Below are 13,025 nucleotides of genomic sequence, written 5' to 3'. Positions count from 1 at the left end.
GATTATTAAAAGAAAATTATTTTGATGCTTTTACTATTGATTTAAAAATATATAAATGGCAAATTTAATTTAGGAATAAAAAGGTAAATAAAGATGTTTAAAAAGAAATATAACAAATTTAATAACTCAACCAATAAATCAAAGTTAGATCAGGTCTTATGGTTTATAGAAAATTATTTGCCACAGAAGAAAGATCGAGGTGTTCAAAAAAAATTGTATATGGATAATCTAGAAGCAGAGACTATTAAGAAATTCTCTAAATTAGCCTCTATTCGTTCTAAAACATTATTACCAAATACAAAAAATACAACAATTTCTTTTACCTTTGGTAATTGGGCCTTGCCTTACCTGAAATTGCTTAAGAAAATAGGTATAGCTAAGTAAGAAAATTTTTATCGACTCAGAAAAGATTTATCCTGAACATAGAGATAAGTAAAGAGTATCAAGTTTCAATCAGCTCATTTCGAAATTTAAGAAACAATACTTACTTTACATAAAAAATACAATTGCTAAGTTTAAAATAAGAGATCTATTCATTATGTTTCTAAATTATCTGCCTAGTGAGATGGTTGAAGTTGTTGGTTTAACAATGATTTTTTCATTTCTAGTTGGAACTATATTAATTTTGTTATTTACATCAGATCAGGCAAATACAAAGAATCTATATTTAAAGAAGGCTAAATAAACTTAAATAATTTATCCTTATTAAAAGGCCTATTTTTTAAATAAAATTAACTCGCAGGTGCAGAACATAATTTTTAATATTGAGATATAAATAAATTTAAGATTATGGGCGAAGCTAAAAGAAGAGAGGAATTAGGATTGCCACCTAGACAAAAAAAAGTTGAATTAAATAAATCTGATAGATACATTTCATGGCTTCCTATTACCAAATCAAGGATTAAGAAATACCCTTATATGGGTGTGGCAACAATGGCGCTAGGAGCGATAATTTTCTTAGTAAGTGGCGGAGCAAATAGTATTAATTAATTAGATTTTTGGCCTTACTTAGAATCTATCTAAGTACTTTTTTGTAATAGTCCTAGGCCAGATATTATAGAGATTATTGATGCCACACCAAGAAATATCGAGTAGAAAGGTTGCAAATTAATAATGCCAAAATTGCCTGTATGCCATTTGATTAACCAAAAAGCATCTACTCCTAATGGCTGCAGGATACTATAAATAGTCCCAGATAAAATAGTAATTAATAAAGGGATTGCTGAAAGTGCCGTTATTTTTCTGTGAATTTTTCTTTTATCGGTTTTTAATTTCCCCATTTATTTTCTCAAATAAATATGTAATTCTTTTTCGTTTTTGCATGGCATCCATTTATCTTGGTTCTTATGTATTCCTTCGCAACCAAGTTCTAAAGATCTATTTTCGGCGTCCTCTTCAGAAAGAAATGTACCCCTCAAATGTGCATGCAAATAACTATTGAAATTAAGAGATAAGGAAAATAAAAAAATAAAAAATTTAAAATTTCTAAGAAAAATATGCATTATTTCAAATTAAGTATTTGTTTTAAGGAGAGATTTCATCAAATATTTTTGTTTTGCCAGTTTTATTAAATGAAACCACTTTGTAGTTCTCATAATCATGAGAGTGAGATTCGTGAGAATGCATTTCCATGCCTGGAGAGCCAAGTGGCATGCCACGTACAGCTATCCCATTGATATTTGGTTTTTCTCTAAAAAGTTTGTTGATTGATTCAATCGGGACATGTCCTTCAATAGTATAGTTAGCTATTTGAGCTGAGTGACATGACCTCAAATTATTGGGAATTTGATATTGGTTTTTTATTACTGAGATATCTTCAACTATATTATCAACAACTTCTAATCCATTATCTCTTAAATGATTGATCCATTTTTTGCAACAACCACATGATGATGATCTGTAAGAAACAACTTTTGGGATATCTTTATTTTCTTGAGTTTTTGCACTAATCCTATGAACGTTAATAGTATTTGCAAAAAGAATTCCAGAAAAAATTAGATAATTTAAAAATCCCCTTTTAATCAATATTTTATTAAGTGTCATACTAATTACGACGATTAAATTTAATATTTAAATTAACCATAAATGAAAATTTCTTAAATCGCTATTTAATCAAAATTAAGACACTCATAATTGCCATTAAAAGATTTTCAATAAAACTAATAATTCCCAAAGGAGTTTTTGCATATCCACCGATACATGCACAATTTAATTTTAATTTATCCAAATAAACAGCCTTAAATACTGAAATCATTCCAGAAATTCCTAAAATTAGGGCAATAAAAACAATTAAAGAGGGTGGAGAAGAATTAAGAAAACTTATTCCAATTAATAATTCGCAAAAAGGATAAATATATATCCAGCTATCAAATTTAGAAGATATTAAATCATATTTCTTATAACTTGTTCCAAAAGCTTCAATATCCATAAGCTTGAGCATCGCTAAAAGACAAATTGATATTCCCATAAAAATTTGGAAACTTTTAAGCAATGTAATGGTTATCAGAAATGAAGTACCAAAGACTGCAATTAAAGGTGTAAATGACTTGATCTTCATTCTTAACTTTTGAGGATAGAATCACAAATACTAGATAAATTTGCTTGTTTAATTATTTTTAGTCTTTTTATAAGTTCGTCTTTAGCTATTTGATTTTTCAAATATTTAATACATAGATTTTTTTTCTGATATACCTCTGCGATTGGAGCAATCTTTAAAGCAATAGCAAAAGTATCAATAACTACAAGAATGTTTGTAGCTAGTCGAATGTTTGGTAGAAAATTTGATCTCATTCGTATACTTTATTTCTGCCTATAACTTCCCTTAAATATATATCTTTTAGCTCTTCATTGTATCCATTTTCTTTTACAAATTTTTCAAATTCCTTCAATTCTTTTTCTGTCATTAAGCAGATTTGGATATATTATTTTTCATATCTTCAATTTGGTTGATTAATTCATCTAACCATTCTGTATTATTTTCGGATTTTTTCTGAAAATATCTAATTTTAGGTTGATTGATTTCTAGTGTCTCATAATCTCCGCTCATAAATTACCCCTAAATTTATACTCTGCATAATTTATCTACAGAAATTATTCCAATCAATAGGCTCTAATACTTATTTGACGTTTGCCATGAATAACGAGTCACTTTTTTAATGGTATAAATATCAAAGAATTTATCTCATGAAAATATGGCAACTAATGAAGAATTAGAAAAAAGAATTGAGACTTTAGAAAAAGAAGTACAACACCTAAAAGCTGTTCTGCAATATCAAATGAGAAATAAGAAAAAGTGATTTATTCTCATTGCATAGAAATTACTTTTGGTTAGATAAGCATTTTCTCTTGGTTGTTTTGGGTACCTAATGTCAAAGCTAAATATTAAAAATGAGTCTATGATTAGTTTCTTTTTGAAAAAATAACTTTCATCATTGATATTTAGAACATATTTGTTTTTATATGTATAAAACTACTTTATATGATTAACTCAATAGCTATTACATTGTTATTATTAGGCTCTTTAGTCGCTTACAAAAGACTCAAAAGAAAGAAACGACAATTTCACGCACCACCTACAAATCAGCTTCCTAGTTGAAGGTTAAATCCCGTCTTCGTCTTCTCCAAAAGGATTGTATCTAATATCCCAGATGAGAACTACTGCTATAGATAAAAGCAATAGACCAAAAATAACTTGAGGAGGTGGAAATAACATCAATGAAATTTAACAATTATAAATAAGCTTTGCTTATGAAAATTTTAAAGGGTAATTGATATTGTTTGGTTCTAAATGTTTTAAATAACATGCTGTTCTGCAATCTACTCCCTCACTATTGATGCTACAAGAAGTTATACATTCAAAAAAACTTTGCAAAGCATCTGAATCTTTAATATTTGAATAAATATCTTTTTTTATGTTCAATCTTTCATTCTGAAGCCTATCTAGTAATTAATTTTTAATAATGTCAAATTTTAGGTAAAGTACCTATTCACCATTTTTTTAAAAACTATTGAATCTATATGTTTTTCCACCCTTACTCTAATAGCTTTTTTATTAGTTTATCGCTTCTTCGATAGATTCTACCCTAGAGCCTTTCATAACTGGCTTACTTGATCGCTTATAAACACAATCATAAGAGATTAAAATTGCATTAATCATAGAAGAGTTCTTAGAACTATCTTAAAAAGGTTCAAATACTTTAATCCTCGATCTTGATTTATTGATTAAAGTAAATTTTTCCATAAAAAAAGGGCGTTAGCTTCGCCCCAATCAAAAAGCAGGATAATCCCCATCACCCAACCTTTTTAAAATCTTAGCACTACATATGGTGTTTGTAAGTATTTAAAATTACCTATTGATGGGGTTGTTTGTGTCTGTTTAATTTGTCATTATAGGAGTCCCCATCACCTAGGCTCGTAAGAGTCCTTTTTTTTTGCTATTTTTCCCTTCTAGGCTTAAGTCCTTTAAAATTAGTGTTTAAAGACTTTTTATTTAATTTTTAAATTCGATAATTAATAATTAAAAAAATAATGTTATTTATGCAAACTTACATCGTACATTGGCAATTTCCAGATCAAGAAAGTCATATGCAAGGGGCTGAAGCTTTTGCAGGTTTTGTTGAAGGAGGGTGCGAAGGTGATGAATTTGATGGGTTTAAAGTTCTTAATCGAGTAGTAAATCCTGAGGGAGCTAATGGTTGGGCAATAGTTGAATCTTCAAACCATCAGAACATTTGGAAATGGAGTAGTATCTGGGTCGATAATTTTGGCGTAGAAATTGAAGTTACACCAGTTCTAACGGATAAAGAATTTCTTTCCGTCCATAAAGAAATCGCAGCAGTGTCTAGCTAATAGTTAATCTTTTGAATGTTTGACTGTTGATCTAAAATAAAAGCGTAGTAGAAATTTTTTATGGGAAAATTTTCTTCTGAAGAAATTGAAAGTCAATACAATTTAATAAAAATCCTGTTAGATGAATCTGAAAAGTATAGATATGCTATTAATGCAATAAAGAGAGATAATGCATATATGCCTATAGAGCTAAAAAAAACTTGATGAAGAAAACATTATCTTGTGAATGAATCGCAAATGCCATTTATCATGATCGTTAATTTTTATAAATTAGTAAATAGACATTCTCGTAACTAACCGAGTGAGTCTAAATCTCTACGATGGTGAACTGTATTTCTGTCATCTTGTGGAACTTTCTGTTCTCTAATTAAATCTGCAATTGTTGGATAATCTTTTGCATTATCAAGATCTCTTGCATTTTTATCTTCAATTGCGAATGGTGATCTTTTTAAATTCATAATTAATTCCCTCAAAATTTTTGTTGGATTCTGATTACAGATCCTGGATTCTCATGTACGTAAGAGTTGAATTCTCTCGCAAGCATTAGGCAATCGTATGCATCGAGTGCGTAGAAGCCAACTTCATGTGTCTTATTTGATGAATCTTTGTAACTCAACACATATTTATTACAAGATTTGATCGGTGTTGAAGGCATTTAATTTATTTCTGTTACTACTAAGTTCTAACTAGGCATGCTCATCAACCGACTTATAAAAATGTACGGTTTAAGGCACAAGCATATACGGAAAGAGGACCAACAACTAAATTTAAAAATGAATATAATGTTTTATTGAATTAAGTAGAGGAGGCATAATATTTCTGTCACTTCTATAAAACAATTTTCAATAGAGCCTGTTTTTGAAATTAACTTTTTGTAGATAATGTGACTTTATAAACACATAAACTATTTTACTAAATTAGTGTATTCGAGATTATAAATATATTTTTCTCCATCATCATCACCATCGTCATCATCATGGAAGGAAGTGATTAATACATAAACTCCTCCAAGTCCCAATAACATAGATAAATAAAGAATAGGATCTGTCATAATTCAAGTGTGAAACATTCAAATTAAATTCGAGGAAGCTTTTCAATATCTATATTTTCTTTTAATTATTTAGATAAAAAACTTTCTACGATCAAAAAATTGTTTTTTATTTGAGAAAACTGAAAGTAGATCTAAAATAAGGTAAATTTGCTGTTTTTTTTAAGTGAGTTTTAAAAATATTTTAAAAATCAATGTGCGGAAGATTTGAGCTTAAAACTAAATTTGAGAATTTGCCAACGGTTATGAAACAAGACTATCCAAGTGGACTTGATTCTAAATATGAGACTCAAAATCTAATAAGACCTAATGATCCTGTTCTTGTAATTAAAAACGAAGGAAGAATTAAAACTACTTTTATGACTTGGGGCTTTATTTCTCCTTGGGCGAGAGACCCATTTGATAAGGGCAGACCAAGGCCATTTAATGCAAGATCAGAAACTGTAGAAGAAAAAAAATTATTTAGTGGAAGTTGGAAACATAAAAGGTGCCTAATACCTGCGAGCGGTTTTTTTGAAAAAAAATATCGCGTTCGAAAAGCGAATTATGAGACTTTTTGGTTGGGAGGAATTTGGAGTAAGTGGACCTCACCAGATGGAGCAGAACTTGAGAGTTGCTGCGTTTTAACTACTGATCCAAATGATTTAATTAAACCTATACATCACCGCATGCCTGTTATCGTTCCTAATGGATATGAGGAACAATGGACAGAGCAAGTTAAAGATGCAGATGAATTAAAAGGATTATTTGCAATCATGATGAGTTGGTCCCCTGATGGGTGGCTAGTAGATGTTCTAAAGAAAAAAGATACTGTTCAAATGAGTTTGTTTTAAATGGAACGCTTACTTATCCCAAGGTTAGATTAATGGCTAAATCTTATTGGTTGATTAATTCAAATAGGTCAGAAGTTAAAAGATTTATGAAAAACGATAAGAGTATTGATGGAGTTTTTGAGTATATGTTTATAGATACTGGAAAAATAGTGGGGGGATTAGGAAATATACCACCAGTAATGACAAATACAGTTTCTGTTGAAATAGATTTAGCTAGAGAAATTTATGAAAGATTACTTTCTAAAGGATGGAGGAAAATTGAAAAAAATTGGAATTAAAAAGAGAGTTAAATCTGTGCGGTAGAAATTTTTGATGAAAATAATTTGAAATTCAATAATGAGAATATTAACTAAAATTGACAGCCGATCTAAAATATGAGGAGATTAGTAAATTATTTTATTTAGTGCAGATAAAAATGAAACATCCAAAATGTCTACCAGAATAAATAAATATTTAAGTGAAGTCGGTTATTGTTCTAGAAGAGAAGCAGATAGATTAATCCTAGAGGGAAAGGTAACCATTAATGGTAAAATTCCAGAAATTGGAACCAAGGTAGAAGAAAGTGATCAAGTCGAAGTTAAAGGTCAAAGAATAGAAAAATCAAAGAGACAAAAAAATATATACTTAGCTTTTAATAAACCTGTAGGAATTGTTTGCACAACAGATAGAAAAGTAGAACCCAATAATGTCATAGATTTCATTAAATATCCTAAAAGAATTTTCCCCATCGGAAGATTAGATAAGCTCAGTGAGGGATTGATTTTTTTAACTAATGATGGAGATATCGTAAATAAAATACTGAGAGCAAGAAATAATCATGAAAAAGAATATATTGTAAAAGTTAATCGTCCTATTAATAACGACTTTATTAAAAGCATGAGTAATGGAGTTGAAATATTAGACACAATAACTAAAAGTTGTTTCGTAAAACAATTGGGTCCAAGAAATTTTAAAATAATACTCACACAGGGACTTAACCGCCAGATTAGAAGAATGTGTGAGGCTTTAGGGTATAGAGTACGATCATTAAAGCGTGTAAGAATTATGAATATTAAGTTAGATGTTCCAACAGGAGAATATAGAGAACTTAGTAAAGAAGAAATCCTGGAATTAAATGAATTACTCGAAAACTCCTCAAAAACATATGACTAATCAAAAACCAATAAAAATAATTGGGAATTTAAAGTAAATTGGGTTGCAAAAATGCAAGATTTATACTCTTCGACTTCGGCAGAAATAACTTAAATAGTATGAAACATTTAATACTTGCGCCGCCATTAGTTAGTAATTGAGTATTATTTGACCACCGATTAAGAGATTAGCAGCCCTTGCTTTTTTTTGTTCCAATCTTCCTCAGTTCTTCTCCAAGCCTGAGCAATTAAATTTTTCTATTCTTCTCTAGCTGCATCTTTCTTTAATTCTTTTTTGTTGTTATCAAAGGTGGTTCTTTGCCCCATCTAAAAGTAACCTTCCCAGAATCAATAAACATATATTTAAAAATTGATCTTTGTGATTTGTATTTTAGATAAACTTTTTTAACCTTTATCTATTTGAATTAACCAAACAATAAGACCTAGTAGCCACTACTTTTTTAAGGATAAAAGTTTACTTTCCAACGCATCATGCAATAACTTAATGGGTTATATCCATTACAATTCCAGAACTTGAATATTTTTACAGAGAATTGATGGAAATTGGCATCATTGAAAAATGCCCAGCCAAAAAAAATAGCAAATGCTGTTACAACAAAAGCAGCATATTGAAGCCAATGTGTTCCAGACTTATCTACACCATTTTTGTCAAAATTAGAATTACTCATTTAAAGGATTGGATAAGCTATCCAACCAAATAAGGTGTAGTTAATGATGACAGCCATGAAACCTATCATTGCAAGCCTCCCATTTGTTCTTTCAGCAATGAACCAATAGGTATTTGGCCATTCAAAAATTTTACCCATATTGGATTTTTGATCTTCTGAAATTAAGTCCTCTTTAGGAGTATTATCTTGGTCAAGATAATAATTACTATCTGGGTAAAAACTTTCGCTTGAAAAGTTATCTTTAAACTTAATCATTAATATTAGAAATCAATATTGTATATATTAAAAAATAAAAAGGCCAAATAGGTTAAATAAGCATTTTATTATTTAATCGCTAAACAATTGCAAGGGAAAAAAATATAGCTACTTCTAATCAACAATATATAAGTATTTCCCTCCCTTTAAGAATAGGCACTAAATACATCAAAGTACTTCCTGTGAGCTCCGCCTAAAGTTGGAATGAAATAGTTTAAATATGATGAATATATAGTCAAAATATTGCTTTTATAGCAAAAGAATTTTTTTTGAAATGGTAAATTACAAGATCAATGGTCCAAGCTTTGTATTATCTTGTTCTGAGAAAGTAAAGATCCCATTAATGGTATGTTCTCATGAAAGAAGCGGGACTCATTTCATGATGAACTCAATTTCAGAATGTACTGAATACACCGTTAATCCATTCTTAAACTTTGACTATATGCCTTTGGGTTCTGTTGTTAATTTTTTTTCAAAGGAAAGTATGAATAAATTTCTGTTTTCTCTACAGGATATTAGTAAAAATGAATATAGTGCTCACTGTGTTAACAGTATTATTAAGTCCCATTTCCCATTAAGTCTTTTAGACCATAAAAAGAATTTATTAAGGGTTATATACATTTATAGGAATCCTGACGAGGTTTTTATTTCTTATTGGAAGTTTTTGCATAGATGGAATTGGTTGGAAGGCCCTAAGTTAAGTTCACCTTTAGAACTTATTAAAACTAATCCAAAAGGACAGTCGCAAAGATATCAAATAGAAAATTATACGAATTATTTTGAGAGATGGGCATCACACATAATTGATGCGAAAAACGCAGCAAGAAATTCATCGAATATAGTTTTAGTAAATTATTCGGAATTGAAAAATAACTTTGAAAAAACCATTGAATATATATGCCATAAACTTAAGATCAATATGTTCCAGCAACCAACAAAACCAAATAAAGAAAAATTTATTTACGGAAAAGCAATGGAGATTTGTGATGAAGAAAAAATATTAATGAAGAATTTTATTAAAGAAGAAATTAAAAAATTTCCTAATTTACCAAGCGATTTATTAAATTTGTTTTAAGATTGCAAACCATATAGGTTTCAGGATTTAGTACTCTGCATATGACTTTTCTTCAGTAATTTCTGAATTAGATAATCGATTTATTCTTTTTTTTATTTCTGCACGTTTATCATTTTTAAAATAAACAGATCTGGCTAATTCAATAAAAATATTGTCGAATTCTTTGTTTTTCTCTTTTATTCTTATTTGGTCCTCAATGTTCCATAATGTTAGGTTTATTTCTTTAAGCTGGGCAAATAAATCTTCAGTTATTTCTATTTGATGTTTTTCCATCAATTTTCTCAAAAAAGAAAGTTCTTTCAATACATTTTCCAATTTAGAGTTTTGTAATTTATTTTTTTTTATTTCAAGGATGGTAATTTTGTCTACGAGCTCTCCAATTGAGATTGGGGCATTAATAATTTTTTTTTTAATAGAGTAATTTTTCATATTTAATTATTTAAAAAATTATTTAGTCTTATTGAAACCCTTATCATTACTTCCCGCCAATTATTTCTTTCAACTTGGCGAAATATTTCCATGTTTTCGTACCAGAAGGTATCGCTTCCTTTTAAACCCCACCTCCAATCAGGGATTTTCTGAAGTAGTAGCCATGTTTTTTTTCCCATGCCAGCAGCTAAGTGAGCAACTGCAGAGTCTGAAGTAATAATTAAATCACAATTTTCAATTATTGATGATGTTTCAACAAAATCCCAGATCTCATTGACCTCTTTTTGAAAATCAACAAATTTATCCTTAAATAAGCAATCTTTTAATTGTTCCTCTCCATAACCTTTTTGCAATGATAAAAATTTGCATTTACTATTTTCAGCTAGTGTTGAAAATTCGTTAAGTAATAAAGATCTTCCTTTATGAATTCCTTGCTCAGTTTCTGGGTTCCCTTGCCAATGAATGCCAATTATTTTTTCTTCATATTTAGAAAATAATAATTTCCATTTATTAATTAAATAATCATCAGAATAGATATATGGAGCTTTTATAAGTTGATTGTTTGGACGAAAATTAAGTATTTTTGGAAGTGATAATAAAGGAATCCATTTACCTTCTGAAAATTTATTTGCTTTATTTGGCGATAATGGATCCAAGTCTATTTTTGAATTTCTGATTAAACCGTGAAGCTTTTCTTGAGCACAAAAATAAACCTTTTTATCTTTTTTTCTTAATAAAGGTAAAAATCTCATGAACTGAAGGGTATCTCCTAAACCTTGTTCTGAAACAATTAATAACTTATCAGGCCTTTCTGAATCCTTCCCACTCCAAATAGGAATGTTAGGAGATGCGTGTGGAAGGATCCTTATGTTTGAATGCTTATACCTGTATTCATAATTTTTAAATCCTTCTTTGTAATTTCCGTTGAGTAAAAAGATTTTACTTAAATTTTTTCTAGCTATTGCATTTTTGGGATTGAGTTTTATTGCCTTTAAAAAACTGGAGGTAGCGGAATCAAAATCCTCAATTTCAAATTGAGCATAACCCAAATTATTGTATGCCTGGATTAAATTTTTATTGAGCTTAATTGCTTTTAAGTAAGATTTAATAGCTGAATCAAAATCTTCTTTTTTTTGTAGGGTAATTCCAATTTCATTGAACACCAAATCAAGGGAATTAACATTTTTGAGCTTTAATATTGTTTCGAAAGTTTCCAAAGCTTTTTCTAAATCACCTTTTTGTTGATAAATTTTTCCTAAATTAAAAAGTGTAGAAAAACTATTTGAATCTATTTTTAAGGCCTTTAAGTAAGTTGATAAAGCAGCTTCAAGATTACCTGACTTTGAATATGCAATTGCAAGGTTGCTATAGATTTTGTCGTTCTGGGGATTTAATTCTATTGCCTTTGAATAATAACTAATTGATGATTTTATATTTCCTTTTTTAAAAAAAGCTACTCCAATCATATTTAGAGCATTTGAGTCCTCAGGCCTTATTCTTATTGTGTTTAAAAAGGAATTTACAGCATTATCAAAATCCCCTTTTTTTAAATAAATAATGCCTAAATTAAAATGTCCTTCAGCATATTTTGGGTTTAGCTTGGTTGAGTGCGTTAAGTATTCGAGCATTTTTTCTATATTTCCTTTTTTTCCACTTAAAACTGCCAAACTTCCATAAACGGAATAATTATTAGTTCCACTTGAAACAATTTCTCTAAGTAAATTCTCTGCCTCCAGATAGTTGCCTTTTTTCAAGGCTTTAAATGCTAGGGTCTCTTTTTTACTTTTTTCCTCCATCTAATATATTTGCGAAATTTACTTTGGATATAACTAAATGATAGTAAATGAGGACATTTATTAAATAATAAATTCATAATTCATCTATCTATAAAGAAGGTTTGAGTTCTGAAGATTTACAAATTACTAAAACATCAATCAAATTAAACGTCAGCAAAGAATCTTTTGAATAAAGATACAAACTTTTCAATAAATAATGAAAAAAAGCTTTCCTTTAAGCATTAAAACCACTAATTAAGGATACTTTTAGTTCTTTATTCGGATAGTGCAATTAAGCATCTTTTGGCTTATGAGAGTAGCAGACAATAAAAAAGAGAGAGAGTCTGGAAAACTCTCTAGCTTGACTTGGATTTGATTGAGTCAGGGCGACAGGATTTGAACCTGCGTCCTAGTGCTCCCAAAACACCTTACAACCTATCTGCATAAATAGGGTTTCAATTTGATTTTCTGCAAAAATCCAATTATTCTATAAAAATATCAAATACCTATTGAGCCATTATTATTAATATCTAAGTTAAATATGGATTCATAACCTTCTGCTACTGCTTGCGCATCTGTCATCCAGCCTGTATGAGAGGTATGAATACCATTAGCATTTGTAGTCCAAACTTCATTTAACCCCTCATTTTTAGCGGTGCCGTCAAATAAAACCTGGAAGGATGATGAATTATTTTTAGCTGCGATAACATTCCAATGATTACTAGTATCATCATTCCAACCACTATGACTACTTCTATATTTAAGAGTTACAGCTCCATTATCTCCGAGTAATTGATAATAAGAACCCCCAGAAATCAATCCATCATTATTGAAGTCTTTGGTAAAAGTATTTTCATAACCTTCTGCTACTGCTTGCGCATCTGTAATCCAGCCTGTATGAGAGGTATGAATACCATTAGCATTTGTAGTCCAAACTTCATTT

The 13,025-nt window shown here is 29.4% G+C and carries 23 protein-coding genes and 1 tRNA gene; 9 read left to right on the top strand and 15 right to left on the bottom strand.

Annotated features, from left to right (window positions below; genetic code table 11):
- The first annotated feature begins 93 nt into the window (after positions 1-93).
- From HA149_RS06360 to HA149_RS06350, 3 genes are all read left to right on the top strand, one after another.
- Positions 94-384, top strand: coding sequence for a hypothetical protein (locus HA149_RS06360; RefSeq protein ID WP_209114107.1), 291 nt, complete (start codon positions 94-96; stop codon positions 382-384).
- A 154-nt stretch (positions 385-538) separates the two neighbouring features.
- On the top strand, positions 539-685 hold the full coding sequence (locus HA149_RS06355) for a hypothetical protein (RefSeq protein WP_187146050.1): 147 nt from the start codon (positions 539-541) through the stop codon (positions 683-685).
- Positions 686-789: 104 nt separating this feature from the next.
- Entirely contained in the window at positions 790-990 is a 201-nt protein-coding gene (locus HA149_RS06350; protein ID WP_209114105.1) for a DUF2839 family protein, read from the top strand.
- A gap of 29 nt (positions 991-1,019) precedes the next feature.
- On the opposite strand, the gene HA149_RS06345 is transcribed toward HA149_RS06350, so the two are convergent.
- The 6 genes from HA149_RS06345 to HA149_RS06320 form a co-directional block, all read right to left on the bottom strand.
- The gene (locus tag HA149_RS06345) at positions 1,020-1,280 is read right to left on the bottom strand and encodes a hypothetical protein (RefSeq protein ID WP_209114103.1); all 261 of its coding nucleotides are present in this window, start codon (positions 1,278-1,280) and stop codon (positions 1,020-1,022) included.
- Positions 1,281-1,502 carry a DUF3721 domain-containing protein gene (locus HA149_RS09545; RefSeq protein ID WP_245154706.1) on the bottom strand — a complete coding sequence of 74 codons (222 nt, stop codon included), beginning with the start codon at positions 1,500-1,502 and terminating at the stop codon, positions 1,281-1,283.
- Positions 1,503-1,524: 22 nt separating this feature from the next.
- Positions 1,525-2,043, bottom strand: a complete 519-nt coding sequence (locus HA149_RS06335; protein WP_209114101.1) for a DUF411 domain-containing protein — start codon at positions 2,041-2,043, stop codon at positions 1,525-1,527.
- A 61-nt stretch (positions 2,044-2,104) separates the two neighbouring features.
- A complete protein-coding gene (locus HA149_RS06330; RefSeq protein WP_209114099.1) occupies positions 2,105-2,557 on the bottom strand; it encodes a MauE/DoxX family redox-associated membrane protein in 453 nt (150 codons plus the stop codon).
- Positions 2,558-2,559: 2 nt separating this feature from the next.
- Positions 2,560-2,790: a hypothetical protein gene (locus HA149_RS06325; RefSeq protein WP_209114097.1), complete on the bottom strand. Its 231-nt coding sequence runs from the start codon at positions 2,788-2,790 to the stop codon at positions 2,560-2,562.
- A 112-nt stretch (positions 2,791-2,902) separates the two neighbouring features.
- Positions 2,903-3,046: a hypothetical protein gene (locus HA149_RS06320; protein ID WP_209114095.1), complete on the bottom strand. Its 144-nt coding sequence runs from the start codon at positions 3,044-3,046 to the stop codon at positions 2,903-2,905.
- Positions 3,047-4,536: 1,490 nt separating this feature from the next.
- Here HA149_RS06320 and HA149_RS06310 point away from each other — a divergent pair.
- Both HA149_RS06310 and HA149_RS06305 read left to right on the top strand, forming a co-directional pair.
- Positions 4,537-4,848 carry a DUF3303 domain-containing protein gene (locus tag HA149_RS06310; RefSeq protein ID WP_209114093.1) on the top strand — a complete coding sequence of 104 codons (312 nt, stop codon included), beginning with the start codon at positions 4,537-4,539 and terminating at the stop codon, positions 4,846-4,848.
- Between the two features lie 60 nt (positions 4,849-4,908).
- A complete protein-coding gene (locus tag HA149_RS06305; protein ID WP_245154705.1) occupies positions 4,909-5,052 on the top strand; it encodes a chorismate-binding protein in 144 nt (47 codons plus the stop codon).
- A gap of 89 nt (positions 5,053-5,141) precedes the next feature.
- Here HA149_RS06305 and HA149_RS06300 read toward each other — a convergent pair whose 3' ends face one another.
- The 3 genes from HA149_RS06300 to HA149_RS06290 all read right to left on the bottom strand — a co-directional run bounded on the left by HA149_RS06300 (position 5,142) and on the right by HA149_RS06290 (position 5,899).
- Complete coding sequence (locus HA149_RS06300) at positions 5,142-5,306, bottom strand: hypothetical protein (RefSeq protein ID WP_209114091.1); 165 nt, start codon at positions 5,304-5,306, stop codon at positions 5,142-5,144.
- Positions 5,307-5,317: 11 nt separating this feature from the next.
- The gene (locus HA149_RS06295) at positions 5,318-5,503 is read right to left on the bottom strand and encodes a hypothetical protein (RefSeq protein ID WP_209114089.1); all 186 of its coding nucleotides are present in this window, start codon (positions 5,501-5,503) and stop codon (positions 5,318-5,320) included.
- A gap of 249 nt (positions 5,504-5,752) precedes the next feature.
- Positions 5,753-5,899, bottom strand: a complete 147-nt coding sequence (locus HA149_RS06290; RefSeq protein WP_209114087.1) for a hypothetical protein — start codon at positions 5,897-5,899, stop codon at positions 5,753-5,755.
- A 191-nt stretch (positions 5,900-6,090) separates the two neighbouring features.
- Between HA149_RS06290 and HA149_RS06285 the strand changes: the two genes are divergently transcribed.
- The 3 genes from HA149_RS06285 to rluF all read left to right on the top strand — a co-directional run bounded on the left by HA149_RS06285 (position 6,091) and on the right by rluF (position 7,881).
- Positions 6,091-6,729, top strand: a complete 639-nt coding sequence (locus tag HA149_RS06285; RefSeq protein ID WP_209114085.1) for an SOS response-associated peptidase — start codon at positions 6,091-6,093, stop codon at positions 6,727-6,729.
- A gap of 32 nt (positions 6,730-6,761) precedes the next feature.
- Positions 6,762-7,007 (top strand): DUF1651 domain-containing protein, encoded by a 246-nt coding sequence (locus HA149_RS06280; protein ID WP_209114083.1) that lies wholly within the window; start codon positions 6,762-6,764, stop codon positions 7,005-7,007.
- Positions 7,008-7,158: 151 nt separating this feature from the next.
- The gene (gene rluF / locus HA149_RS06275; protein ID WP_209114080.1) at positions 7,159-7,881 is read left to right on the top strand and encodes a 23S rRNA pseudouridine(2604) synthase RluF; all 723 of its coding nucleotides are present in this window, start codon (positions 7,159-7,161) and stop codon (positions 7,879-7,881) included.
- A gap of 439 nt (positions 7,882-8,320) precedes the next feature.
- On the opposite strand, the gene HA149_RS06270 is transcribed toward rluF, so the two are convergent.
- Both HA149_RS06270 and HA149_RS06265 read right to left on the bottom strand, forming a co-directional pair.
- Entirely contained in the window at positions 8,321-8,548 is a 228-nt protein-coding gene (locus HA149_RS06270) for a hypothetical protein (RefSeq protein ID WP_209114078.1), read from the bottom strand.
- On the bottom strand, positions 8,549-8,803 hold the full coding sequence (locus tag HA149_RS06265) for a high light inducible protein (RefSeq protein WP_209114076.1): 255 nt from the start codon (positions 8,801-8,803) through the stop codon (positions 8,549-8,551). It abuts the gene before it with no gap.
- Positions 8,804-9,077: 274 nt separating this feature from the next.
- Between HA149_RS06265 and HA149_RS06260 the strand changes: the two genes are divergently transcribed.
- Positions 9,078-9,878 (top strand): sulfotransferase domain-containing protein, encoded by an 801-nt coding sequence (locus HA149_RS06260; protein ID WP_209114073.1) that lies wholly within the window; start codon positions 9,078-9,080, stop codon positions 9,876-9,878.
- Between the two features lie 27 nt (positions 9,879-9,905).
- Here the strand turns inward: HA149_RS06260 and HA149_RS06255 are convergent, their stop codons facing one another.
- The 4 genes from HA149_RS06255 to HA149_RS06240 form a co-directional block, all read right to left on the bottom strand.
- Entirely contained in the window at positions 9,906-10,307 is a 402-nt protein-coding gene (locus HA149_RS06255) for a DUF6165 family protein (protein ID WP_209114071.1), read from the bottom strand.
- Between the two features lie 2 nt (positions 10,308-10,309).
- Positions 10,310-12,103, bottom strand: coding sequence for a tetratricopeptide repeat protein (locus tag HA149_RS06250; protein WP_209114069.1), 1,794 nt, complete (start codon positions 12,101-12,103; stop codon positions 10,310-10,312).
- A 360-nt stretch (positions 12,104-12,463) separates the two neighbouring features.
- Positions 12,464-12,524, bottom strand: a tRNA-Leu gene (locus HA149_RS06245).
- A 56-nt stretch (positions 12,525-12,580) separates the two neighbouring features.
- Positions 12,581-13,025 (bottom strand): hypothetical protein (locus HA149_RS06240; RefSeq protein ID WP_209114067.1); only part of this gene is annotated, 445 nt, incomplete at its 5' end.

Source organism: Prochlorococcus marinus XMU1406, from assembly GCF_017696055.1.
In the GTDB taxonomy this organism is placed as follows: Bacteria; Cyanobacteriota; Cyanobacteriia; order PCC-6307; family Cyanobiaceae; genus Prochlorococcus_A; species Prochlorococcus_A marinus_W.
This window is presented reverse-complemented; position numbering and strand designations above follow the sequence as displayed.

Coding starts and splice junctions, on each gene's coding strand:
- HA149_RS06290 (WP_209114087.1), bottom strand. CDS start 5,899: ATGACAGATCCTATTCTTTATTTATCTATGTTATTGGGACTTGGAGGA.
- HA149_RS06270 (WP_209114078.1), bottom strand. CDS start 8,548: ATGAGTAATTCTAATTTTGACAAAAATGGTGTAGATAAGTCTGGAACA.
- HA149_RS06295 (WP_209114089.1), bottom strand. CDS start 5,503: ATGCCTTCAACACCGATCAAATCTTGTAATAAATATGTGTTGAGTTAC.
- HA149_RS06305 (WP_245154705.1), top strand. CDS start 4,909: ATGGGAAAATTTTCTTCTGAAGAAATTGAAAGTCAATACAATTTAATA.
- HA149_RS06360 (WP_209114107.1), top strand. CDS start 94: ATGTTTAAAAAGAAATATAACAAATTTAATAACTCAACCAATAAATCA.
- HA149_RS06350 (WP_209114105.1), top strand. CDS start 790: ATGGGCGAAGCTAAAAGAAGAGAGGAATTAGGATTGCCACCTAGACAA.
- HA149_RS06265 (WP_209114076.1), bottom strand. CDS start 8,803: ATGATTAAGTTTAAAGATAACTTTTCAAGCGAAAGTTTTTACCCAGAT.
- rluF (WP_209114080.1), top strand. CDS start 7,159: ATGTCTACCAGAATAAATAAATATTTAAGTGAAGTCGGTTATTGTTCT.
- HA149_RS06255 (WP_209114071.1), bottom strand. CDS start 10,307: ATGAAAAATTACTCTATTAAAAAAAAAATTATTAATGCCCCAATCTCA.
- HA149_RS06285 (WP_209114085.1), top strand. CDS start 6,091: ATGTGCGGAAGATTTGAGCTTAAAACTAAATTTGAGAATTTGCCAACG.
- HA149_RS06335 (WP_209114101.1), bottom strand. CDS start 2,043: ATGACACTTAATAAAATATTGATTAAAAGGGGATTTTTAAATTATCTA.
- HA149_RS06320 (WP_209114095.1), bottom strand. CDS start 3,046: ATGAGCGGAGATTATGAGACACTAGAAATCAATCAACCTAAAATTAGA.
- HA149_RS06300 (WP_209114091.1), bottom strand. CDS start 5,306: ATGAATTTAAAAAGATCACCATTCGCAATTGAAGATAAAAATGCAAGA.
- HA149_RS06345 (WP_209114103.1), bottom strand. CDS start 1,280: ATGGGGAAATTAAAAACCGATAAAAGAAAAATTCACAGAAAAATAACG.
- HA149_RS06330 (WP_209114099.1), bottom strand. CDS start 2,557: ATGAAGATCAAGTCATTTACACCTTTAATTGCAGTCTTTGGTACTTCA.
- HA149_RS06355 (WP_187146050.1), top strand. CDS start 539: ATGTTTCTAAATTATCTGCCTAGTGAGATGGTTGAAGTTGTTGGTTTA.
- HA149_RS06325 (WP_209114097.1), bottom strand. CDS start 2,790: ATGAGATCAAATTTTCTACCAAACATTCGACTAGCTACAAACATTCTT.
- HA149_RS09545 (WP_245154706.1), bottom strand. CDS start 1,502: ATGCATATTTTTCTTAGAAATTTTAAATTTTTTATTTTTTTATTTTCC.
- HA149_RS06260 (WP_209114073.1), top strand. CDS start 9,078: ATGGTAAATTACAAGATCAATGGTCCAAGCTTTGTATTATCTTGTTCT.
- HA149_RS06310 (WP_209114093.1), top strand. CDS start 4,537: ATGCAAACTTACATCGTACATTGGCAATTTCCAGATCAAGAAAGTCAT.
- HA149_RS06250 (WP_209114069.1), bottom strand. CDS start 12,103: ATGGAGGAAAAAAGTAAAAAAGAGACCCTAGCATTTAAAGCCTTGAAA.
- HA149_RS06280 (WP_209114083.1), top strand. CDS start 6,762: ATGGCTAAATCTTATTGGTTGATTAATTCAAATAGGTCAGAAGTTAAA.